The organism is Puniceicoccus vermicola, from assembly GCF_014230055.1.
GTDB lineage: Bacteria > Verrucomicrobiota > Verrucomicrobiia > Opitutales > Puniceicoccaceae > Puniceicoccus > Puniceicoccus vermicola.
The window spans coordinates 1-21,676 of sequence record NZ_JACHVA010000016.1 but is presented as its reverse complement, the minus strand read 5'-3'; the positions used below and the strand labels follow the sequence as shown (position 1 = coordinate 21,676).

Genomic DNA, 21,676 nt, shown 5'->3' with positions numbered 1-21,676 from the left:
CAAAAAGAGCCAGTGAGGGCTACAACTCACTCGCTCTTGGAACGACTCGGCTGACTTCAGTCAGATACGAGCCGGGCTTCTACTGACATTATACCGAATTTAGTAAGTTTTGATAGTTATGGCCGGATGAGAAATGAGCCTGAGCGAGGCGGCCCAATTGGAGGCGGGTCTGCGACCCGTGCCATTTGGGCTAACGCTGCTCAGGCTCATTTCCCGCCCGTTCCAGGGGGATGCGCCCAGAATCGAAGGTCGCTGCGTTGCAGGGATCGGAGCGTATCTCGATACGAATCCAATCCCTGCGGCTTGCGCTGCTTCGATTCTGCGCTGCACCATAACGGTCAAACCTTACTAAATTCGGTATTACTCGGCTGGAAAATTGGCGAGCACCTGCCCGCCGTAGATTTCGTAGAGAAGGGCGAGGGCTGCGGTGTATCCGGCATTATAATCGAGCGCCACCTCGTTGGCTCGATAGTCGGATCGGTCGTCCTGATACGAGGCTCCATCATTGGCTTGTCCCGGTCCGCCGACCAGAGCTCCATAGAGGATGTTTCGGTTGTTGTAGGGGACGCCGATGTTGTTGGTGGTGGAGCCGTGAGCAGCGCGGTGATGGGGGTTGATCGGGGGATTATTGCCGAAGCCGACCACATAGGACCGTCCTTGCGGGTTGTCCCCGAGGGCGTAGTCGATCTGGGATTCTCCGAGATCGAAGTAGCGACTGCCGTGGTCGCCGACCTGATCGGCATACCAGAGGGCCAGGAAGGCGGTGTTGGCCGAGTAGCGGAGGGAGCCCCATTGGTCGAGGTAGGCCTGACCTCCCGGTGAGTATTGTACGCGTTGGCCATTGTAGCCCACGCTCCAGTAGTCCAGCCACTTCTCGGCGTATTCCTGATATTTGCTGTCGCCAGTAAGGGCAGCCAAGAGAACGACGGTTCCGTAGCTCTTGTCATCCCAATTCATGGTCCAGCGGAATCCACCAGAGCTGCTCCCTTGGAAACCTCCTTCGAGGTAATCCGCGAAGTAGTCCTCAGCCTTGTCGAGATAGGCGGTGTCCCCGGTGGCTCGATACATCCAGAGCGCACCCCAGACCAGCTCGTCTTCGTAGCCCGAGTGGGAGTTGTAGTAGTTACGGGCGTCGGGGATGGCGTTGACATACGTGCCTCGGTAGTTGTCGGCGAAGCGGTAGAGTGATGCGGCGTGCTCCAGGAGCTCGTCGGCGTAGGCCGGATCGTCTGGACGGAAGGCCAGGGAGGCGGCGGCGAGAGAGGCAGCCGATTCTGCGGCGACTTCGGTGCCGGGTTGCGAACGGCTCACTTTGTAGGCGGGGCGGTTCATGTTCATGCCCTCGGGAGGGCCCCAGTAGGAATGGTCCATGGAGCCATTGCCAACCTGACCGTAGAATTCGAGGGTTTCTCCATTGGAGTCCTGAATATGAGAGCGCATGAGATAGTCGGCTTGCCACTCGATCAGGTCGAGGAGCTCATCAAGCTGTCCGGTCTCGATCCAAGAGTTGCGCTGATCGGCGGCGCTCCATCCGAGAAGGGTGAAGCTGAAAGCGCCGGGCAAGGCAAACTTGACGTGATCGCCGGCATCGTAGAATCCACCGGAGAGATCGAGGCCGACATCGGAACCGTCGTTGACGGCCGAGTCCCCCCGCCAGCTGACCCGGAAGTCTTCAGGGAGATCTCCGGAACGCTGGGCGTCGTAGAAGAAGAGGCTCTTCTGCATCGCCTCGGCGTAGTTGTAGTCGCCGGTCTGCTGCTTGCCGTCTCCGTATTCAGCGGGCTCGGGATCGGGAGTCGGATCGGGCAGGGTGGGATCTGGGTCTGGGTCCGGGTCAGGATCGGGGTTATTGCCACCTTCGACAGGGGATCCGTTGAGGGAGACGTTCTGTGGATAGAGAGTCTCACCAGCCAAGGGGCCTCCTGAAGCGGCGTTGAAGCCAAAGCTGATGGTGCCACCCGCAGGAACGGCGGCGTTGTAGCTCTTGCTGCGGACCGTGTAGGTGTTTCCGGTCTGCGAGACGATCTCGGCGTTCCAGATCGATCCGATTCCATAGGGGAAGTCGAAGGTGACTTCCCAGCCAGTCAGGTTCTGAGGGGCGATCAAACTGGCTTCGGCGCTGAAACCACTGTTCCAGGAAGAGCCGACGGCGACCTCAAGAGAGCCGGTAGGTGTCGGGTCTGGATCGGGGGTTGGGTCCGGATCGGGATCCGGCGTTGGATCGGGATCCGGGTCGGGTGTGGGATCTGGGTCAGGATCAGGATTCGGGTTTTCGCTGGATTGTCCGTTGAAAACGAAGTTTTCCGCAGTGGTGTCGTCGCTACTACTGGCTTGGAAGCCAAAGTTCACGGAGTTGCCGGGGGCGATGGTGCCGTTCCAGGAAGCGTTCGAGAAGGTGAGCGTGTCGCCCGCCCGGGTTCCGCCGTCGGCGTTCCAGAAGTTTGTTAGATCGACTCCGAGATCGAAGGAGAGGGTCCAGTCTTCGACGTTAGCCGTGCCGTTGTTGGTCAACGTTACGGCTGCGGTGTATCCACTTCCCCAGTCGTCCACGATCTGGAAGTCGATGGTGATGTCGCCTTGATCAACGGGGTCAGGGTCCGGTGTCGGGTCAGGATCGGGGTCCGGCGTTGGATCGGGATCAGGATCCGGCGTTGGATCTGGGTCTGGGTCAGGATCGGGAGTGGGGTCCGGATCCGGGTCGGGAGTAGGAGTCGGTGTGACTTCTCCTCCGAGAGAGATGGAGGCGATGTGGGCGTGGAGGTGATCTATTCCTCCGGGCTCTGCGTTGAAACCGAATGTCACCGACTCTCCGACGGGGATGTCTCGATTCCAGTCGGCGTTCTGAACGGTGTAGGTGAGGCCTTCGGACTGGACGATCGTGCCGCCCCAGACGGAGCTGATCTCGTGTCCAATGGTGAATTCCACAGCCCAGTCGTTGATGGGAAAGTCGCCGGTATTGGTGACGGTTGCTTGTCCGGTGAATCCACTGCCCCAATCGCTTTGGACGGCGAAGGTAACGTCGGCGTTGAGTTCACCGTCTCCGAATTCGAGGTCAAACTCGGGGTAGCGTCCGCTCCCATCGGCGGGATTTCCGTAGCCGGTCCCGTCTCCAAAGTCGACGTCGCTGGCGGAGAAGAATACTTCGCCAGCGGGATCGATTCGTTGCCAGATGACATAGAGGACGTGGTGGCCGGTGCGCTGTGGGAGTTCTACGTCGAAGCGGTAGAGGTTGCCATCGCGGACGTAGTTTTCTGGCCCCTCAAGAGGAACGAGATCATCCCACTTCAGGGGTTGGTCGGGGCTCCACCCTTCCTTGGTCAGAAAGGCGAGGAAGTAGCTCGGATCGTGAGGGACGTGAGCGTCGTAGACCACAGGGTAGGTCCCGGCATTGACGGGAGTTGCGGGCCAATCGCTACGGGTGAGGTTGAGGCCTGCGTATTTATCCCTTCCGGCACCGGCGAGGGTGCCATCGGGAATCATGGCCCGATAGGGGGCGAGATCACTGCCGTTGTAATTGGGAACGAGAAGACTGACTTCGTGCCAATCGTAGAATGCCTGGGTGCCGGCGGTCGCGATAGCGGCGGCAGAGACTTCGCTTTTCGGATTTTCGGGATTCTCGAGGAAGATACGATAGGGACGACTGATCGGGTCTCCCACCGAACCGTGTCCGAGAACGAGGCTGGGAACGCCGAGGCTGGATACAGCCGCGAGAGTGATTCCGAGCCAATGGGAAGCAGGGGAATTTCGCATAGAGCTAGCTTTCGGTAGAGTTAAACGATTCGATCCTTTGTGGATGCGAATTCGTTTAGTATGAGCTGATCTGGCGTGGATTTATTCCCGAATGTCACGAGTTTACAATTAGTTTAAAAACTCACCTGTTGGAAAAAAACTTATCTACGAGCATATCCTTCTCCGCAGAGTTTCTCTTTAGAGCCGGAGGCACCGGACACTCGATCGAATTTCAAACGAGTCCTCTGAGAGTCTCCAGAGATTCAGTCTTCTCACCTTCTTGGAATCCGGAAAGAAAACACCGTTCCAACGTAACCATTCCCAAGGAGGCCGGACCGGTTGGTGACATCCCGACGAATCGGGTAGGAGTTCTTAGCCTGGGGGGCCTTCGGTTTATTCGCGCAGGGCCTCCAGAGTGGAGGGCGAGCCGTGGGTGACGAGGGCGTGAACTTTGCCGTCTTTTTTCCACGTAAGCGCCGAAACTTCGGCAAATTCTTTGATCTTCATTTTCGGAAGTGTGGGGGCCACCGAGTCGGGGACTTCCATATCGACGATGAAAAGGCGGAATTTATCTCCATTGAGGTCCTCCAGGAAGAGAACACCGATCACATTATCCCGACCCTGAAGGATCGAAGCCCCGGTTCGTTTCATGGCATCGACGGACTTGGGGAGAGTTGCGGGAGTGGGCGCATTTCGATCCCGGAGGAACTGGAGAAGTTCCTGGGGCTTGTCGTGCATGTAGTCCGGGGCTTGGTGCGCCCTTATTTCATTGCGAACCGTTTGATAAAATTCGGGCATTTTAGCGTTGGCCGTCGCTTCCCGAGGTTCGAACAAAATGACGGAAACAAAGGCGACCACGGCGAGCGCGGCGGCAAATGAGCCGAGATTTCGGAGAAACTGGCGCGAAGCCAAATTGCGGAAGGTGGGGAAGAGCACCACCTTATCTTTCTCTTCATCCACAACCTGATCTTCATCCGTTGTTTTCGAGGCAATATCCAGTAGCTGGTCACGGAGATCGGCGGGTGGCTCCAGTTCATCCAGGCTACAGCTAAATGCCTCATCAAACTCCTTCTCACGGCGAAACCACTCGGCCAGTTCCGCGTCGTTGGCAGCCATAGCCAAGGCTTCCACAACCTCGGGTGAGGAGGTTGCGGCCTCATCCTGAGTGCAGGCCTGCAAGAGGGACTTGGCTTCGTCGCGGGTCATCGTCTAGTGGGTGTCTGCTGCTTGAGCAGAGTGTTCTTGAGTTCGGATTTTCCTCGGGCCAGTCGGGACATGACCGTCCCGATCGGGACCTCAAGGATCTCACCGATCTCACGATAATTGAAATGTTTTAGATAGTAAAGCGTGAGGGGGACTCGGTAAACCTCCGAGATTTTGAGTAGGGCTTGTAGGGCGGAATCTCCATCCAGGGCGCGGGCGGCATCGGACTCGATTGAAGGTGACTGCGACACCAAGGTTTCGGGGGTGTGAAGCTGTTCTCTTTTGCTTTTACGGATTTGGCGCAGAAATTGACGATGAAGGGTCGTGAAAAGCCAGGTTTTGACCTTAGAGGCGTCTCGGATCGTGTGGCCTTTTTGGGCAAATATGGTGAAGGTTTCCTGAACGAGATCGGAAGCATCGTGAGAGCTCCCGCTGAGACTGAACGCAAATCGGTAGAGCGCCCGGTAGTAGGCGTCCACCAACTTGGTGAAATCAATCTCATCTTCATGTGCCATATAAGATGCGCCAAACGTTGCGGCTATTCCCGTTCTTGTAAAACTTTAATCTTTTCGAGGTCGGCTGCCGAGAGGGCGATCTAGCGGGAATAATCGAAGCCATTGGGTATGAATTGCTTAAATTCGGAGCACGCGGTGCTGATTTTTGTTGGCCCCGAGAGCGATGGGTTCATTATTCTTCTCTTATGAAAAAGTCTCTGCCCGCCCTCGCAATGCTCTGGCTCCTCGTCCCGATTGTGGGCTTTGCTCAGACCTCCGCGGTTTGCGAAACCTACGAAGAATTTGATCATTTGATGCTCGCCAAGGACGGTGGACAGGCATTCGAACTGTTGAGCGAGGATTCGCAAAAGTTTGTGGAGGAAGTCCGCGAGATCTCCATATCTGCGGATCGAGAGTCACTTTTGGAGCAGCCGTTGCCGGTCATTTTGGCCGTGTTCAGTGTGCGCAGCGCTGCCGACGGTAAGGCTCCGGCCAGTGGGGGGCAGACCTTGGTTGATATGGCCCGTGGCTATGAGGAATCCAGCGCCGTCACTGAGATGGGCGAGATTACGATCAACGGGAACACCGCCTCCGGGGCGATCCTCGTGAACGGGAATCCGAATCCGATTGATTATTCTTTCGTGAAGGAGGACGGAGCTTGGAAGGTCGATATGGCTTCCCAAATGAAAGAGACGGAGGAGTTGATGCTCGGACCGATCAAGGCTTCAGGCATGTCGAAGGACAAGTTTCTCGATCAGATCGCTGAGGCGATGAAGGGGGAGTTCTCCGTCGACGTCTGGCAGCCGATCGGAGGCTAGGTCTTTTTCGCTCTTCGACGGAGGGTCTAGATCGACTCCGCCTCGGCGAAAACCTGCCCATCGTCCTCGTAAAATCGAATCGTCATCGGTCGGCAGCAGACTTCGCAGTCGTAGTCCCACTCGGTAGGGACCTCGGTGGGAGGCGGTCCGGGGATCGAGAACGTCTCGAAGCAACTCGGACAGGTTACTTCGCAGTAGGGGCTGGCATCCATATACGGTCTGCCTAGCGCAGGGCCATTTTGACGAGGTCCTCGGTCGTCGGAGTTTCGCCAGCCGTTTTCAAGCTGCGCTCGACAGCCTTCCGGGCATCGGCCGGTTTGAAGCCCAAGGTGACGAGAGCGGCCACGGCTTCTTCGGCGGTTTCGCTGGAGCCGGAGGCGGCGCTGGCGCCGGGGACGGTGCCGGGCACTCCGAAAGACGGGACCTTATCGCGAAGCTCTACGACAATGCGTTCGGCGGTTTTTTTGCCAATGCCCGGGCATTTGGAGAGCATGACCGTATCGCTGGAGGCGATTCCTGCCGCGAGGGCGTCGGCGGGCACGCGGCTGAGGAGAGTCAAGGCGGTCTTGGGGCCGATACCGGAGACCTTGGTCAACAAATCGAAGAAGTCGCGTTCGGCGGCGTCGAGAAAGCCGAACAGATCCGAAGAGTCCTCGCGGATGACCTGGCGGATGTGCAACTTCGCTTCGCCGCCAACGGGCGGGAGTTTTTCCGAGACCCGTAGAGGAATGTGAACGCCGTATCCGACACCATGGGTGAGAATGACCGCGAAGAGCGGAGTGGATTGGAGCACTTGGCCCTGAAGATAGACAATCATGATGCGTTTAGGAAGGGTCTTTCCACTCGTCGAAGATGAGCACGTCGTTAGGGCGGGACCCATCCTCTTTGCGTTCTTTGAGGATTTCTTTCTTTTCGTCGAGATCGATCCAGAAGAGCCCGTACTGTCCCGGCCCTTCACTGAGGGGCACGTCGAAACTCTCGGGAAAACGGATCCAGGCCCAGTAGGCGGCTCGATAGAAAGGAGCTTTGTATCCGGGGACGAAGGACGCTTCGTCGTAGACCATTTGCTCAAGCTGGAGGGCCATTTTCCGCTTCTCGTCGATATCGGTCGAGTCCCGGTATTGATCGATGAGCACATCCATTTCCGGATTCGCGGTATTGGTAATGTTATTGGTCTGGGGCTTGTTGGCGTTCACCGAATGAAAGCCTTCCCAGTAGCGGGGATAAGGGAGACCGATGTTCCAGCCCATCAGTGCGAGCTGGTGCTGCTTCTCCATTACCTGTTTGTAGGAAGAGGTGCCCTCGAGGGCGAGGATGTTGATTTCCAGACCCGCCTTGCGGGCTTCCTCTTTCAGAATTTGAGCGATATCGACCGCTGGACCTTTGACGACGTTGAGAGAGAAGCTCAGGCGTTGCCCTTCCTGATTGCGAAGAATTCCGTCGGGACCCTGCTCGGTGTAGCCAGCTTTGGCAAAGGACTCCCTTGCCTTCTCGATCGAGAACTCCCGCGCCCGGATATCGTGATTGGTGAACTCGCCGTATCCATCCGAGCTTGTGTTCATGCGGGTGTAGTCGCCGCGGAAGTGTTTCTCAATGACGCGGTCAAAGTTCATCGAATACTGGATCCCCTCGCGAACGTTGATATCCTCGAGGCCTGGCGATGCGGTGTTGATCCAGATCCCCGTGTTGGGTCGTGGCACTTGATTGTAGAAGATGGCTTTGCGGATGAGGCCGCGGTCAAATTCGGGAACTCCCTCGGAGCGCTCGTACCAGTATTCGGGAAGATTGAGGGAGAACATGTCGAGGTCGCCCTTCTTAAATTTCTCCCAAGCAATGTTTACGTCCCGGATCAGTTCGTAGTGCTTTGCGTCCGGATTGTATCGATTTTTGAAGAACTTGTGATCGTCGGCCCACCAATCTTTGAGCCGGGTCAAGCGAATGGAACGGCCTTGGCGGATGTTTTTCGAAAGGAGCTCGTAGGGGCCGGTGGTGGGTTCAAACGTCCATTGGTTGTCTTGCACCCAACTCGGGCCGAGGGTGCCGTAAAAGTGGGCAGGAGTGGGAGCGACACTCGCGAATTCAAGTGGCTCGGGCTTGGCCGAGGAGAGGTGAACGGCAATCGTATGGTCGTCGTAGCGGGTGATCCCGGCGTATTCACGAGAGTACCAATCGTTGTACCAAGGTGCCACGATGTAGGGGGATTGCATGAAGTAGAAGAGGTAGAGGAAATCGTCGGCGGTCACGGCTTCGCCGTCCGAGAATCGGGCTTCCGGTCGGAGCTTGAAGTAGACGGTTTCCTTATCTGCGGATACGGCCCATGCCGAGGCGATCGCCCCGAAAAATTTACGGGTAACGGGATGGCGTTCAGTGAGCGAAATGATGTTGTCGTCTTTCAGCACGGAGCGAAAGGAGCTGTTCGAATCCGGCCCGATGGTCCGCAGGGTCGGGGGGAAAGAGCGAATGAAGGAGCGGAGAGTGCCGCCGCGCTTGGCGTCGGGCGAGGCGAAGACCTCCTGATCCATGCCGTCGACCCAAGTCAGCCCGCTCGGCAAGTCTTCCGGAGTGGCGAAGTGAAAGAAGTCGGGATTGGCCGCGTAGTATTCCTCGGGACTCATGAGGTCTTCGTCGGCCGATTCAGACGCCGTTGACGATTCGGAGGAAGAAGGGCCACAGCCCACCAGAGAAATCACGATCGCGAAGAGGAAAACCAGCAGGAGCCCCAAATGCGGGTGTTGATTGGAAGATCGCATAGGGATGAATCTTGAGTGCTTTCTCCGAAGGTGCAAACCCCCATTCGGGAAGATCGCCACGAGTTCCTCGGGCTCCTGATCTGCGATGGAGAGAGAGTATCGAGAGCATCTTGCTCTCGATTTGCGTAGGAAGAAGGAGAGAGCTGGAAGCTCTCACTACTTTGGCTGGTTGCCGAGGTAGGTCTTTTGCGGTGGAAGGTAGAAAGTAGCGAGAGCATCCTGCTCTCGATTTGCGTTGGAATGAGAGAGCTGGAAGCTCTCACTACTTTGGCTGGGTTACCGGGTAGGGCTTTTGCGTTGGAGAGGAGAAAGTAGCGAGAGCATCCCTGCTCTCGATTTGCGTAGGAAGAGAGAGAGCTGGAAGCTCTCACTACTTTGGTTGTGTCACCGGGTAGGTCTTTGCGATGGAGAAGAGAGAGTAGCGAGAGCATCTTGCTCTCGATTCGCGTAGGAAGAGAGAGAGCTGGAAGCTCTCACTACTTTGGCAGGGTTACCGGGTAGGGCTTTTGCGTTGGAGAAGAGAAAGTAGCGAGAGCATCCTGCTCTCGATTTGCGGATGAAGCGAGAGAGCTGGAAGCTCTCACTACTTTGGCAGGGTTACCGGGTAGGGCTTTTGCGTTGGAGAAGAGAAAGTAGCGAGAGCATCCTGCTCTCGATTTGCGGATGAAGCGAGAGAGCTGGAAGCTCTCACTACTTTGGTTGGGTTACCGGTTAGGGCTTTTGCGATGGAGAGGAGAAGGTAGCGAGAGCATCCTGCTCTCGATTCGCGTTGGAAGAGAAACCAACTCCGTGCCCGCGGGAAAGCTCTCTCCTGACCTTACCGGTAGTAGGTAAATTTCTTGGGGTCGAAGGCTTCGCGGAAGGCTTCGCCGACGAAGGTGACGAGGATGAGGACTACGACCATGGCGAAGAAGGTGGAAGTGACGATCCAGGGGGCATCGAGTCGTTGGGTGCCTTGTTCGAGGAGTTCTCCCCAGCTCGGGGTGGGTGGGGGGATTCCGAAACCGAGAAAGTCGAGAGCGGTGAGGGAGGTGATCCCGGAGGCGACCGTGAAGGGGATGAAGGTAATGACGATGGAGAGGGTGTTGGGCAGGAGGTGTCGAAAGATGATTTTCATCGGCCCGGTTCCCACGACTCTGGCGGCGGCGATATAGTCCCGGGCTCGTTCGCGGAAAGAGGCGGTTCGCATGTAGCTGGCCATGCCGACCCAGTTGAAGATCACCATGACGAAGAGAAGTGAGCCGATGCGAATGCTGGGCCTGACATTCGGGGGGATGGTCGAGGCAAGAATGATGACGATGTAGAGGAACGGGATGTTGGACCAGATCTCCATGATCCGCTGTCCGAAGAGGTCGATCCAGGAACCGAAGTAGCCCATGGCGCAGCCGATAACGATCGCCAAGAGGTAGGTGAAGGCCATGAGAGCCAGCGAGAAACCGAGAGCAATGCGGAAGCCATAAACGAGGCGGGCGAGGACGTCCCGGCCCAGCGGGTCGGTCCCCAGATAGTGCTCCTGCTCAAAGGAAGGGGGGTAGGGCGGGTAGGATCCGTCGCGATAGACCGATTCGTTGGCGCTGTAAGGAACAATCGGCATGAGGACCCAGTTCGGATTGCCGGGCTCAGAGAATTTTTCCTTCAAGGCTCGGTAATCGGCTTCGTAAAGATAGGATTCACCGAAGGTTTCCCCGGTGAACTCGGATCCATAGGTGGGGAAGTACAGCTTGCCTTCGTAGGAGACGAGGAGAGCCCGGTGGTTGATCCAGAGTTCCGCGAAGGCCGAAGCCAGGATGATGACTAGGAGGATGAGGAAGGACCAATATCCCCGGCGGAGACCACGGAAGCGGGCGAGGCGGCGTTGGGTGATCGGGTTCATCGTTTAGTCGAATCGCACCCGGGGGTCGACGCTCGCGACGAGCATGTCCGAGAGGATGTTGCCGATCAGGAGAAGAATGGAGGAGATCAGAAGAATTCCCATGACGACTGGATAGTCGCGTTCCATTAGAGAATTGTAGCCGAGGAGTCCCATGCCATCGATGGAGAAGATCTTTTCAATGAGAAACGAGCCCGCGACAAAAATGGAGAGGGCGTTGCCGAAATTGGTCGCGATGGGAATTAGAGAGTTTCGCAGGGCGTGACGGAAAACACTGCGTCGGAAGGAGAGACCTTTCGCGGTCGCGGTGCGCATGTAGTCGGCGGCAAGGTTGTCGAGGAGGCTATTTTTCATTAGCAGGGTCAGAAAAGCGAAGCTCCCGATCATGTAGCAGACCAGGGGAAGGACGGAGTGGCTGACCAAGTCTTTGACCTGCTCCGGGAAAGAGAGGTGGGCAAAGTCGGGGCTCACAAAGCCCCCGGTGGGAAACCATTCGAGCTGAAAGGCAAAGAAAACCAGGAGGAGGGCGGCGAGGACATAGCCCGGGATGGCATAGCCCGTGAACACGACGATCGAGGTAAATCCATCGAGATGAGTGCGGTGCTTGATCGCTTTCAGGATTCCGAGAGGGACGCAAATCGAGTAGGTTAATATAAAGGTGATGACTCCATAATAGGCCGATACCGGCATCCGCTCCAAAATCATGGAGGTGACTGGCACCTGATAGCGGTAGGATCGCCCCAAGTCTCCCTGGACCACTTGGCCGAGCCACTCGACGTAGGCTGCGTACCAAGGCTTATCGAAGCCATAGTAGGATTCGAGCTGTTCAATCTGGCCCGGAGCCAGTCCAATGCCCTCCGTTGAAGTGCGAGAGGTTTCCCCGTCCGCCATCTGGCCTTGCATTAAGGCTTGTTCGACCGGACCCCCGGGCAGAAATCGCGTGATTGCAAAGACAACGAGGGTGATTCCGATTAGAGTGGGAATGACCAAGAGGAGTCTTTTGAGAAAATAGACCTTCACGTTAGAATTAGGTGAACTCCATACCCTGGGAAAATCAAAGCCAAATCAATTGGGAAGTGCCTTAATGAGATATTTTATAAAATAGTAAAAGAATCGCGCGACGCTGGCCATCTCTTGAGGAGGTGAAAAATGGGCGTTGACAGAATTGGTTTTGAAGAAAACAATCTTAAGGACTATGAAACAGCTTCTAACTTCGACTTTCTTTTGTTCTCTACTCCTCGCCTCATTCGGCCTCGCACACGCGCAGGACGGGCAAGTTAAACCAGTCAACTCCACACAAGATCAGAACACAGAAACTGAGGGTATGTCGATGGTTCTTGTCGGGGCTCTTTCGGCATCGGTTACCCAGGAATCCATAGATTTTGCGAATCTCCCATCCGGGCGAGTGGTCAAAGTTGGCAAAGATGGAGTGCAAGTAACTACGCCAGAGGGAGCGCCCAGTGTGCCTATGGAAGTTCCTCGGCTCGGAACCAATTCGGTACACATTCTCCCTGAAGCTGAGAAGAGGGCTTTGGCTCGCAAGCTTCAGACCTCTTACGACCAAATCATGACTGCTTATGATGATGGGGCTATCTCCGAGGACGATACTTTGGCGATCGTCAAGTTCATGTACGACATGGAACTCCCTTACAGCGAGACTTTCAGGACTTCGGTAGAAAGGCGTTTTCCAACTATCCAGCCTCAGCCTGGTCCGACTCCCCCCGAGCTGTTTGAGCTAGACGACACGCAGGTGACCGACCCGATCGACACCACGTCTGACTACTTCACTCCGTAGTAGTAAGGTTTGTGGAGTCAGCGGCCGAAGCGGTCGATTTACTCTCTTTTGACGCCCGCGGAAACGCGGGCGTTTTTATTGGCATTGCCAGAGGGGGCCCACCGTCTAGCATTTCTTTCGCAAAAGGGTTGGTCCCCTTTGATGCGCTATGCCCAATTTTTCTGCAATTACTGAGGTCAGCTGGACGGACCCACGGGTCTTGTTCCTGGTGGGGCTGGTCTTGGCCTCCATTCTGGGAGCGCTGGTCTTTATCGCTCTTAAGGTGGAGCGTCGTCGCATGCTGGCAGCTTCGCGCCAGGAGGACGCCGAGCGCTTGGGCCGGGCTTTTGCGGGCACGGGCCTTTGTTTTTGGGATTGGGACATCGATAAAGGCATCTTCAGTTACGACCACGAGTGGTTTGCGGCGCACCTCGGTTATGACGAACCTCACCAGGAGTTGGGGTTGGATTTTATTGGTGCGATCACTCACCCAGAGGACATTTCCAAGAAGAACGAGTCGCTGTATCAGCACATGGTGGGGGAATCGGACTCCTATTCGGCAGAGTTCCGACTCAGGAAGAAGAATGGTTCTTGGGTCTGGATCCTATCCCGGGGGAAGATTTTCGAGCGAGATAACAACGGGCGGGCTCTCCGTTTTGCCGGAGCGGATTCGATCATTGAGCAGCAGAAGATGGCCGAACTCGTTCTGGAGATTGAGAAAGAGGTTTCGGTCCGGTTTGGAGAGGTCTATTCATCGGATGGGATCCTCCAGGCTTTGGCCGATGGATTGGTGCGCCTCTCGGAATTTGAGTTTTCCGCAGTGTTTGCCAAAAAGGACGGAGAACCGAACCTTCACCGGATTTTTTCGCGGAACCTACCCAAGGAGCTGGATGTTCTACAGACTCTCAGTCGAGAAAAAGGTCAGACTTCTCTTTTTTATTACGATGAAACGGAATTAGAGAAGCTGCTGGGGAAAAAGCTTAGTGGACCCATGTCCGTGACCGAGTTGCAGATCATTCGTAGCGGAGAAGTCGCCGGTTGTGTGTGGGTCGGTTCGCTTGGGCGCAACTATGCTCCAGAGGTTGTGATGGAGGCGATTGATCAGTTGGAGATCCAGGCTCAGGGTGCGTTGGATCGGATCGAGTCCGAATCATTTTATCGGGCCGGTCAGCGAAATTTGAGCACTTTGATTAACTCAATTGACGAGATGATCTTCATTCTCGATGTCAATTACGGGATCGTTTACATCAACGATGTCGTCGGGAGTGAGCTTGGTTATGAGCGTGAAGATATACTCGGCACCAGTTTGCTCGACCTCATTCCCGAAGGGGCGAGGGACTTGGTGCGGGAGAATTTTGTCGACCTGATCTCAGGAAATTTGCCCCTCTGCTCCGCTCAGTTTCTCAAGAAGGAGTATGGAATCATGCGGGCCGAGGTGCAGATTACAAACGGTCGCTGGGGGGAGACGGACGCTCATTTCTGTGTGGTTCGCAACGCGGGTCGGCGGGATGAAGCGACACGGGCTCTCGAGCGGCGTGATAAACGCCTCCGGGTGGCGTCTAATGCTCTTGTCGAGCTGATCACCTCCTCTGACATGGAGACGGGGATTCGCGAAGCGATCAGTTCGGTCGCATCGGTGTTCGCGGCAGATCGAATCTGTGTATCGGAAAAGGTCGGGATCGATCGGCAGGGTGAGAGTGTCGACACCCATCAGGTTTGTTGCTGGACGCGGGAAGAGGCTCCTTCGGTGAATCTGGGTCTGGAAAATCGTCAATCGCATCTAATCGAACCCATTCGCTGGTCCGAGGATCTGCGCTCAGGCAAAAGTGTATCGGTGATCCGGGATCATTGCTCTCCGGAAGAGCAGGAATATATGCGTTCTCGAGGCGTTCGCTCACTGTTGCTGGTGCCGATTCATCTGCGGGATATCTGGTGGGGAATCATGGGCGCCGAGATGCGGGAGGAAAGTCGTGAGTGGTCCGCGGGAGATATCTCCCTCTTGGAAATCGTGGGCTCGGGGCTGGCTGGCTTGGTGGAAACCGTTCGCCTGCAGCGTGACCTCATTGAGGCGAAGGACGAAACGGAGAAGACCAACCACGAGCTGGGAGAGGCGATTCGCCACGCCCAGGAAATGGCTGAAGAGGCTTCGCAGGCGAATCGCTCGAAAACTGAGTTTTTGGCGAATATGTCTCATGAAATTCGCACCCCGATGAACGCGATTCTCGGATTTGCCGAGTTGATCGAAGCGGAGATCACCGATCCGGAGCTTGTGGAGTTTCTCCGGGCGATCCGTTCCAGCGGCAAGACTCTCCTGGCTCTGATCAACGATCTGCTCGACCTCTCGAAAATTGAAGCCGGGAAGATGTCACTGCAGTATGAGCCGATCTCTCTGGGAGACCTCATCCAGGATATGTTGAACATCTTCGAAGTCCGTTGCGAAGAGAAGGGGATCACTTTGGAGTCGGAGATCTCTCCGGAGATTCCTGCCCAGCTGGTCCTCGATGAGGCTCGGATCCGGCAGATCATTTTCAACCTGTTGGGCAATGCCGTGAAGTTCACTCATAAGGGCCGGGTCGAACTCCGGGTATCCTGCGCTCCCAGTGAGTCTTCTCCGCATCGTGTCGATTTGAAGATCGAGGTCTCGGACACCGGAATCGGCATCGAGAAGGAGGACCAGAAGAATATTTTCGAGCCCTTTGAGCAGTCTCGTGGGCAGAAGCAGAAAGTCTACGGCGGGACGGGCTTGGGGCTGTCGATCACCTCGCGGCTTGTCAAGATGATGAAGGGAACTCTCTCTTTGAGCAGTGCTTTGGGGCGGGGCAGTTCGTTTGTTGTCGATCTGCAGGGGGTTTCGGTCCTTCAGACTCTAAGGCCGGCCTCGAATTCTGGGAATGGGGAGAGGGAAAGTGAGCAAGTTTACTCGGGGAGAAAGGTTCTCGTGGTGGACGACAATCCATTGAACCGTCGAGTTTTGGTAGCCTCTTTGGGGACGCTCGGGATTGAGGTCCGTGAAGCTGCCGACGGAGAGGAGTGTCTGGAGAAATTGAAAGAGGCGCGTCCAGACCTGATTCTTCTCGATATTTTGATGCCTGGCCTGTCTGGAGGGGAAACCGCTGAGAGAATTCACGAGAGGAAGGAGTATGACGGCCTACCGATTGTGGCCTGCACGGCTTTGGACCTCTCGAAAGCGCGGAAAATCTCGGAGACGGCCAGATTCGATGATATTCTGGTCAAGCCCGTGTCGCAAGGAACATTGCGGAGCGTCTTGAGTCGCTTCCTGAGGGTGAAATCCAAGCCAGACGAAGAAAAGGCTCTGGAGGGACCGGAGACCGTGAAAAAGGTTGCCGACGAGCCCCAGTCGGAGCGATCGGCTTCGTCTGACCCGGACCGACTCGCGGAGCTTGTCCAAAAACTGGAGGTGGAATACCTCTCGGAATGGGACCGCTTGCGCAAGCGCTTCCGGATCGAGCCCATTCTTCAGGCCGCAAATCACATGGTTCAGGATGGACAAGAATTCGGTTCACCTGAGCTGGTCATTTACGCCGAAAAGCTCCAGCATTGGATCAGTCTATTTGATGTGAGCAAACTAAAAGAGTCGATGGAGCTGTTTCCCTCTGTGATTGAGGAGATTCGGTTAAAGGCGGAGTCGTCCATGGATTCGCCGAAAGAGGGGGTTGTCCGATGAAAAAGGATTTGGCCTTTGGCCGGAAGCCAGTGATTCTCTTAGTGGACGATCAGCCCCGGAATTTGCAGCTTCTGGGAAATGCTCTGTTCAAGAACGGGTATGATGTCGCTCTCGCGAGCTCGGGACCGGAAGCGTTGGAATTGATCGAGGAGTCGCCACCCGACTTGGTCCTTCTCGACGTGATGATGCCAGAAATGGACGGATATGAGGTCTGTCGCCGACTGAAGGAGTCGAAACTGGCGCCCGATCTCGAGGTCATCTTCGTGACGGCCAAAACCCAAAAGGAAGACATCCTTCAGGGGTTTACCGCTGGAGGGGTAGACTACATCACGAAGCCGATTCAAATCCCCGAGGTGCTGGCCCGGGTAAAGAGCCAGGTCTCCCTTAAATTTGCCAAGGACGATATTCGTGCGGCCAACCGGAAGCTGTCACGGGTGATCGAGAATCAGCAACGCTTTCTCTCCATCCTCTCGCACGATGTCCGGGCTCCGCTCTATGGATTGAACAATCTCCTTCTGGAAGCCCTCGAAAATGCCGATGATCTCGAAAAAGGGGATTTGGTTGAGATGGTGAAGACCTGTGAGGACTCTTCCCGGCGACTTTCCTCTTTCTTTGAGGATGTATTGGTCTGGGCCCGCAACGAAGCGGGTGGTTACGAGGAAAAGGAAGTACCCTTTTCGCTCGGTGATGCCTTTCATTCGGTTGAGTCTCTCTTGTTGCCCTTGTTTGAGAAGAAAAGAGTCAAGCTAGTCTCCGCTATCGACGAGGGCGCTGCGATAATCTGCCAGTCGAACGCCTTCGCGACCGTGTTGCGCAACTTGCTCTCGAATGCCGTGAAGTATTCCGATGCGGAGACTCAAGTGACGGTCATGGGAGAAATCCTCGAAGGCACGGTACGGGTGAGTATCGTCGATGAGGGAATTGGGATGACTGCCGAGCGGATTGATTCTCTTTTCGACCCCGATAAGAGGCAGAGCACTCTCGGCACGGGCAGTGAGAAAGGTGCTGGAGTCGGCCTCATCCTATGCCAAAGCCTTATCGAGAAGATGGGCGGCCAGCTGAAAGTGGAGAGCCGCGAGGGAGAGGGAAGTCGATTCTCGTTTGAGGTTCGCCGCTATATCGACGAAAACTAATTGATCTTGGCGAAGATCATTCGGCCCCCGGAAGTGGGCACGACGCTGATCACCTCCGCTTGAACGCGGTCGCCAATGAATTGCTTGCCCTCATTGACCACGACCATCGATCCGTCTTTGAGGTAGCCAACGGCCTGCCCGGGATCCTTGCCCGGTTTCAACAATTCGATGCTGAGTGAGAGGCCGATGTGGACCTCGGGGTTGAGTGATTCCGCGAGTTCATTCAAGTTCAGCCAATTGACTCCTTCGAATTGGGCGAGTCGGGCCAGGTTGAAATCCGTAGTCAAAATCTTGGCCTTCAAAGAGCGGGCGAGGAAGATCAGCTTGGCATCGACCTTGTCCTCGCTGTCGACTTCAGAAGACTCGACGCGAAGATCGATGTCTTGATTCTCGCGGAGTTGATTCAGAGCCTCAATCCCCCGACGACCACGCGCCTTGCGTTGAACATCGTCGGAATCCGCAATGATCTGTAGCTCCGCGATGACAAACTTGGGGATGACGACCGCGTGACCAAAGAATCCGGAGCGACAGAGCGGGACGATTCGCCCGTCGATGAGGGCACTGGTATCGACCAGGGCCAAGGGGGTTTGCACGTCGTGGGGGACGAACTTCATGTAAGGAATGACGAGGTTGAATTCGTCCTTTCCCCGGAGGGCGATGACTGCGCCCAGATACATCAAGACCACGAAAAGAATCATTTGCACGAGAATGAGATTCTGTGCGAGGTCCGGATCGGATTTCAGCGGTTCAAAGAGGGGGGAGGAGGCGATGATCCAAGCGATCACCGCTCCGATCGCGAGACCGAAGGTCAGGGCGGAAAGCCCACGCAGGGAAAATCCCTTGAGGTAAATATCGACGAGAATGACCAGAGCCCCGAGGCAGGCCCCGAAAAAGAGAACCTTGCCGGTATCGTAATCAGTCGAAGTGAGAGTGATCAGCCAGCTTCCGAGAAGGCAGATTCCGAAGAAAAAGACCCGGATAATGAAGATGGTCTGATTCATCGGAAAAACAGCATCAGGAACGGTAGGAGAATCATGATGGCCATCACTCCATAGAGGATCCAGATGGTTCGCTGTGCTTTCCGCTTCACCTCTGGGGAAACTTCTTCGTTTTTAGGCTCCTGTTGATCGTTCATCGAATGTTTTTCAGAATGTGGACTCGGTGCAAAGTATCGTCGAGCGATTTCTCTTTTTTAGGAGCAATGGTGGCGAAATGGAGTTGCAGGGACTTCAATGAACCAAGGCGAAAATGATTTGCAGGACAATGTTGGTCGCGACTGCGGCGGCGACATCGTCAGCGACGACGCCCCAGCCCCCCTGCAATTTCTGCAGTTTGGAGATCCCGATGGGTTTGAGAATGTCGAAGAAGCGGAAGAGGGCGAATCCTCCGAGTATCCAAGCCCATGCGGGCTCGCCCGGATGAAACGGAATCGCAAAGAAGCAGACCGGAATCGCGACACACTCATCGAGAATGACGCATCCGGGATCGCGGCGACCCAGACGAATCTCGGCTTCCTCGCAGAGCGGGACGGAGAGGAAGATCAGAAAGAGGTTGAGCAGCAGGTAGGGAATCGGTGCCAAGTAGGCGAAGACGAGGGTAAAAAGGAGAATCCCGACTACGGAGCCCCAAGTGCCCGGTGCTTTCAGTTGGCCGATGGGACCAAAGGTGGTGGCGCCCAGGATAACGTTTCGGGGAATCAAACCCCAGGCTGGATGTCGTTCACGCATTGTCGGACTTTGAAGGGGTGCTGTCTCCCATGAGGGAGCGATATTTCCAGAGGTAGACGGTGCCGGAGACGATGGTTAATACGGCCGCGGCGAGAAAGATGAGGATGCCGGCCCAGTGGCAGAACCAAGCGAATCCGCTATCGAGGCTTCCTCCAAAATCGACAACAATGGACTTCGAGAGGAGGAGGAAGGCGATGGAGATGATTTGAAAGACGGTCTTGTATTTACCCAATTTCTCGGCGGCGAGAACGACTCCTCGGGCTGCTGCGACGAGGCGGAGCCCCGTGATCCAGAATTCGCGGGTGATTGTCAGCAGGACGAAGAAAAGGGTCCAAGTAGGCAGGAGATTTACGGAAAGAACAACGACCAGCATCCCGACCATCAAAATCTTGTCGGCGAGGGCGTCCATGAGCTTCCCGAAGTCAGAGACCATGCCGGATCGGCGGGCGATCCAACCGTCAGCCCAATCGGTCAGGGCTGCGATGATGAAGAAGATCAAAGCGAGAATCGGCCCGGGCGAGGGCAGAAGGAGGCACACCGTAATGATAAACAAAAACGGGATGCGGGACAGCGTCATTAGGTTCGGCAGACTCATCTCCTTTCAAAATATGATAAGCCAAAGGGAAAATGCAACGGGATTGGCGAGGTCGAAGTGCGGTCAATCCGGTCGGGATCCGTGCGCCGAATCGGGGAGATTGGGCCCTCCGAACGAAAAATCCAGATTTCCCTCCCCGAAAGCTTGACACTCCGTTCTCCGCTGCATTTTCTTCTCTCTTTCCTTCGTGCGTGGCTAGCTCAATTGGATAGAGCACCTGACTACGGATCAGGAGGTTAGGGGTTCGACTCCCTTGCCGCGTGCCATTTTTGAATTTTCAATTGAGCCTGTCCCCTTTCGCAAGGACGGGCTTTTTTGTGCCCATTCCCACCGCGGGAGAAAGTAGCGAGAGCATCCTGCTCTCGATTCGCGCTGGAAGAGAGAGAGCTGGAAGCTCTCACTACTATGGCAGGATTGCCCGGCAGGCCTTTTGCGTTGGAGAAGAGAAGGTAGCGAGAGCATCCCGCTCTCGATTTGCGCTGGACGAGAGAGAGCTGGAAGCTCTCACTACTATGGTTGGTTTGCCCGGTAGGTCTTTTGCGTTGGAGAAGAGAAAGTAGCGAGAGCATCCTGCTCTCGATTCGCGTAGGAGGAGAGAGAGCTCGAAGCTCTCACTACTTTGGCTGTATTGGCGAGTAGGTCTTTTGCGGTGGAGAAGAGAAAGTAGCGAGAGCATCCTGCTCTCGATTTGCGCTGGAAGAGAGAGAGCTAGAAGCTCTCACTACTTTGGCTGGATTGCCCGGTAGGCCTTTTGCGGTGGAGAAGAGAAAGTAGCGAGAGCTTCTAGCTCTCGATTCGATTCACGCTGGAAAAGAAATCGAAAAGCCCGAACCTCTCATTCATCTCCGTTGCCGGGGGTTATCACGAATGTAGCGGCGAATTGCCTGCAGAGCGGATTCGTTGCGAACGATGTGGTCGTAGGATTCGTGCTGCCAGAGTTGTCCAGATCGTTGGGATTGTTGGTTGATCTGGTTCGCGGTGTAGGATTTCCAGGAGTGGACAATCTCCCGGAGTGGGAAGCCTGGACAGGGTTTGGCGAGAACATGGACGTGGTTGGGCATGATCACATATTCATCCAAGTCATAGCGCTGGCCGGCGAAGTGCTGAAAAGCGTTTTCGACGATCAGGGCATTCTCTCGTTTCCGAAGGAGGCAGGAACCGTTTCCGGCATGAAGGAGCTTCTCGTAGCGTTCAGAAAATAGATGGTGATATTCCGCCAAATCCTCCGCCGAAAGGTGGTCGAGGTCGTGAGTGCGTCGCCAATGTTCCCGTTGGCGGTGGATCTCTTCGATCACTGACTCGGGAAGAGCGTCAAAAAGGCGGAATGTGATGAAATACCAGACGTTCGCTTGGCCCCAGTGGGGAAGGGCACGCCCTGAGTATATGTCGATCTCGTCGCGAGGATTGAAGAATGCCCATTCCGACGAGGACGGATCAGAGAGGGGATCTTGTTCGCTCATTCGAAAGAGGGGGAATTTGTTTCCAGCCAGAGAGGAGGTGGTCGGAAAATTGATTTTGATCCTTTTAAGGAGCTTTTGGGGCCCAAGGCAATCTCTTTGACAGAGGACGAGAAAAAGTAGCGAGAGCATCCTGCTCTCGATTTGCGTGGGAGAGAGAGAGCTGGAAGCTCTCACTACTATGGCTGGGTAGCCCGGTAGGTCTTTTGCGTTGGAGAAGAGAAAGTAGCGAGAGCATCCTGCTCTCGATTTGCGTAGGACGAGCGAGAGCTGGAAGCTCTCACTACTTTGGCTGGGTTGCCGGGTAGTCCTTTTGCGTTGGAGAGGAGAAAGTAGCGAGAGCATCCCTGCTCTCGATTTGCGTAGGACGAGAGAGAGCTGGAAGCTCTCACTACTATGGCTGGATTGCCGAGTAGGTCTTTTGCGGTGGAGAAGAGAAAG

General features: G+C 55.6%; 18 protein-coding genes, 1 tRNA gene and 2 pseudogenes. 6 read left to right on the top strand and 15 right to left on the bottom strand.

What is annotated here, in order from left to right; all coding sequences use genetic code 11:
• Window positions 1-133 precede the first annotated feature (133 nt).
• A complete protein-coding gene (locus tag H5P30_RS01065; protein WP_185691114.1) occupies window positions 134-352 on the top strand; it encodes a hypothetical protein in 219 nt (72 codons plus the stop codon).
• Window positions 353-369: 17 nt separating this feature from the next.
• On the opposite strand, the pseudogene H5P30_RS22370 reads toward H5P30_RS01065, so the two are convergent.
• The 4 genes and pseudogenes from H5P30_RS22370 to H5P30_RS01050 form a co-directional block, all read right to left on the bottom strand.
• Window positions 370-1,781, bottom strand: a pseudogene (locus tag H5P30_RS22370) (glycoside hydrolase family 9 protein); the annotation flags it as partial.
• 97 nt (window positions 1,782-1,878) lie between these two features.
• Window positions 1,879-3,750 (bottom strand): annotated as a pseudogene (locus H5P30_RS22365) (cellulose binding domain-containing protein); the annotation flags it as partial.
• 372 nt (window positions 3,751-4,122) lie between these two features.
• Window positions 4,123-4,935: a hypothetical protein gene (locus H5P30_RS01055; protein WP_185691112.1), complete on the bottom strand. Its 813-nt coding sequence runs from the start codon at window positions 4,933-4,935 to the stop codon at window positions 4,123-4,125.
• A complete protein-coding gene (locus H5P30_RS01050; protein WP_185691111.1) occupies window positions 4,932-5,447 on the bottom strand; it encodes an RNA polymerase sigma factor in 516 nt (171 codons plus the stop codon). Before H5P30_RS01050 ends, H5P30_RS01055 begins: the two co-directional genes overlap by 4 nt.
• 185 nt (window positions 5,448-5,632) lie before the next feature.
• On the opposite strand from H5P30_RS01050, the gene H5P30_RS01045 reads away from it, so the two are divergent.
• Complete coding sequence (locus H5P30_RS01045; protein ID WP_185691110.1) at window positions 5,633-6,244, top strand: hypothetical protein; 612 nt, start codon at window positions 5,633-5,635, stop codon at window positions 6,242-6,244.
• A gap of 26 nt (window positions 6,245-6,270) precedes the next feature.
• Here the strand turns inward: H5P30_RS01045 and H5P30_RS01040 are convergent, their stop codons facing one another.
• From H5P30_RS01040 to H5P30_RS01020, 5 genes are all read right to left on the bottom strand, one after another.
• Window positions 6,271-6,456 (bottom strand): zinc ribbon domain-containing protein, encoded by a 186-nt coding sequence (locus H5P30_RS01040; protein WP_185691109.1) that lies wholly within the window; start codon window positions 6,454-6,456, stop codon window positions 6,271-6,273.
• A gap of 11 nt (window positions 6,457-6,467) precedes the next feature.
• Window positions 6,468-7,061 carry a Holliday junction branch migration protein RuvA gene (gene ruvA / locus H5P30_RS01035; protein ID WP_185691108.1) on the bottom strand — a complete coding sequence of 198 codons (594 nt, stop codon included), beginning with the start codon at window positions 7,059-7,061 and terminating at the stop codon, window positions 6,468-6,470.
• A 7-nt stretch (window positions 7,062-7,068) separates the two neighbouring features.
• Window positions 7,069-8,994: an extracellular solute-binding protein gene (locus H5P30_RS01030; protein ID WP_185691107.1), complete on the bottom strand. Its 1,926-nt coding sequence runs from the start codon at window positions 8,992-8,994 to the stop codon at window positions 7,069-7,071.
• An 817-nt stretch (window positions 8,995-9,811) separates the two neighbouring features.
• Window positions 9,812-10,867, bottom strand: a complete 1,056-nt coding sequence (locus H5P30_RS01025) for an ABC transporter permease (protein ID WP_185691106.1) — start codon at window positions 10,865-10,867, stop codon at window positions 9,812-9,814.
• Between the two features lie 3 nt (window positions 10,868-10,870).
• Entirely contained in the window at window positions 10,871-11,884 is a 1,014-nt protein-coding gene (locus H5P30_RS01020; protein WP_185691105.1) for an ABC transporter permease subunit, read from the bottom strand.
• Between the two features lie 175 nt (window positions 11,885-12,059).
• Between H5P30_RS01020 and H5P30_RS01015 the strand changes: the two genes are divergently transcribed.
• The 3 genes from H5P30_RS01015 to H5P30_RS01005 all read left to right on the top strand — a co-directional run bounded on the left by H5P30_RS01015 (window position 12,060) and on the right by H5P30_RS01005 (window position 17,456).
• Window positions 12,060-12,659: a hypothetical protein gene (locus tag H5P30_RS01015; protein WP_185691104.1), complete on the top strand. Its 600-nt coding sequence runs from the start codon at window positions 12,060-12,062 to the stop codon at window positions 12,657-12,659.
• A 148-nt stretch (window positions 12,660-12,807) separates the two neighbouring features.
• A complete protein-coding gene (locus H5P30_RS01010) occupies window positions 12,808-16,323 on the top strand; it encodes an ATP-binding protein (protein WP_185691103.1) in 3,516 nt (1,171 codons plus the stop codon).
• Window positions 16,320-17,456, top strand: coding sequence for a hybrid sensor histidine kinase/response regulator (locus tag H5P30_RS01005; RefSeq protein ID WP_185691102.1), 1,137 nt, complete (start codon window positions 16,320-16,322; stop codon window positions 17,454-17,456). Before H5P30_RS01010 ends, H5P30_RS01005 begins: the two co-directional genes overlap by 4 nt.
• Here the strand turns inward: H5P30_RS01005 and H5P30_RS01000 are convergent.
• From H5P30_RS01000 to pgsA, 4 genes are all read right to left on the bottom strand, one after another.
• Window positions 17,453-18,457 carry a PIN/TRAM domain-containing protein gene (locus tag H5P30_RS01000; protein ID WP_185691101.1) on the bottom strand — a complete coding sequence of 335 codons (1,005 nt, stop codon included), beginning with the start codon at window positions 18,455-18,457 and terminating at the stop codon, window positions 17,453-17,455. The genes H5P30_RS01005 and H5P30_RS01000 overlap by 4 nt on opposite strands.
• Window positions 18,454-18,591 carry a hypothetical protein gene (locus H5P30_RS00995; RefSeq protein ID WP_185691100.1) on the bottom strand — a complete coding sequence of 46 codons (138 nt, stop codon included), beginning with the start codon at window positions 18,589-18,591 and terminating at the stop codon, window positions 18,454-18,456. The genes H5P30_RS01000 and H5P30_RS00995 overlap by 4 nt, the downstream gene beginning before the upstream one ends.
• Before the next feature lie 94 nt (window positions 18,592-18,685).
• A complete protein-coding gene (locus tag H5P30_RS00990; protein WP_185691099.1) occupies window positions 18,686-19,183 on the bottom strand; it encodes a phosphatidylglycerophosphatase A family protein in 498 nt (165 codons plus the stop codon).
• Complete coding sequence (gene pgsA, locus H5P30_RS00985; RefSeq protein ID WP_185691098.1) at window positions 19,176-19,778, bottom strand: CDP-diacylglycerol--glycerol-3-phosphate 3-phosphatidyltransferase; 603 nt, start codon at window positions 19,776-19,778, stop codon at window positions 19,176-19,178. The genes H5P30_RS00990 and pgsA overlap by 8 nt, the downstream gene beginning before the upstream one ends.
• Window positions 19,779-19,967: 189 nt before the next feature.
• Here pgsA and H5P30_RS00980 point away from each other — a divergent pair.
• Window positions 19,968-20,044: transfer RNA gene (locus H5P30_RS00980), tRNA-Arg, on the top strand.
• A gap of 573 nt (window positions 20,045-20,617) precedes the next feature.
• On the opposite strand, the gene H5P30_RS00975 is transcribed toward H5P30_RS00980, so the two are convergent.
• Window positions 20,618-21,238 (bottom strand): transposase, encoded by a 621-nt coding sequence (locus H5P30_RS00975; RefSeq protein ID WP_185691097.1) that lies wholly within the window; start codon window positions 21,236-21,238, stop codon window positions 20,618-20,620.
• Window positions 21,239-21,414: 176 nt separating this feature from the next.
• Window positions 21,415-21,676 (bottom strand): hypothetical protein (locus H5P30_RS21840; RefSeq protein ID WP_221774247.1); only part of this gene is annotated, 262 nt, incomplete at its 5' end.

Bases quoted from the DNA above. Each gene is read 5' to 3' on its own strand.
- H5P30_RS01045 (WP_185691110.1), top strand. From the start codon at position 5,633: ATGAAAAAGTCTCTGCCCGCCCTCGCAATGCTCTGGCTCCTCGTCCCG.
- H5P30_RS01025 (WP_185691106.1), bottom strand. From the start codon at position 10,867: ATGAACCCGATCACCCAACGCCGCCTCGCCCGCTTCCGTGGTCTCCGC.
- H5P30_RS01010 (WP_185691103.1), top strand. From the start codon at position 12,808: ATGCCCAATTTTTCTGCAATTACTGAGGTCAGCTGGACGGACCCACGG.
- H5P30_RS01015 (WP_185691104.1), top strand. From the start codon at position 12,060: ATGAAACAGCTTCTAACTTCGACTTTCTTTTGTTCTCTACTCCTCGCC.
- H5P30_RS01065 (WP_185691114.1), top strand. From the start codon at position 134: ATGAGCCTGAGCGAGGCGGCCCAATTGGAGGCGGGTCTGCGACCCGTG.
- H5P30_RS01055 (WP_185691112.1), bottom strand. From the start codon at position 4,935: ATGACCCGCGACGAAGCCAAGTCCCTCTTGCAGGCCTGCACTCAGGAT.
- H5P30_RS01000 (WP_185691101.1), bottom strand. From the start codon at position 18,457: ATGAATCAGACCATCTTCATTATCCGGGTCTTTTTCTTCGGAATCTGC.
- pgsA (WP_185691098.1), bottom strand. From the start codon at position 19,778: ATGAGTCTGCCGAACCTAATGACGCTGTCCCGCATCCCGTTTTTGTTT.
- H5P30_RS01040 (WP_185691109.1), bottom strand. From the start codon at position 6,456: ATGGATGCCAGCCCCTACTGCGAAGTAACCTGTCCGAGTTGCTTCGAG.
- H5P30_RS01005 (WP_185691102.1), top strand. From the start codon at position 16,320: ATGAAAAAGGATTTGGCCTTTGGCCGGAAGCCAGTGATTCTCTTAGTG.
- ruvA (WP_185691108.1), bottom strand. From the start codon at position 7,061: ATGATTGTCTATCTTCAGGGCCAAGTGCTCCAATCCACTCCGCTCTTC.
- H5P30_RS00990 (WP_185691099.1), bottom strand. From the start codon at position 19,183: ATGCGTGAACGACATCCAGCCTGGGGTTTGATTCCCCGAAACGTTATC.
- H5P30_RS00975 (WP_185691097.1), bottom strand. From the start codon at position 21,238: ATGAGCGAACAAGATCCCCTCTCTGATCCGTCCTCGTCGGAATGGGCA.
- H5P30_RS01030 (WP_185691107.1), bottom strand. From the start codon at position 8,994: ATGCGATCTTCCAATCAACACCCGCATTTGGGGCTCCTGCTGGTTTTC.
- H5P30_RS01050 (WP_185691111.1), bottom strand. From the start codon at position 5,447: ATGGCACATGAAGATGAGATTGATTTCACCAAGTTGGTGGACGCCTAC.
- H5P30_RS00995 (WP_185691100.1), bottom strand. From the start codon at position 18,591: ATGAACGATCAACAGGAGCCTAAAAACGAAGAAGTTTCCCCAGAGGTG.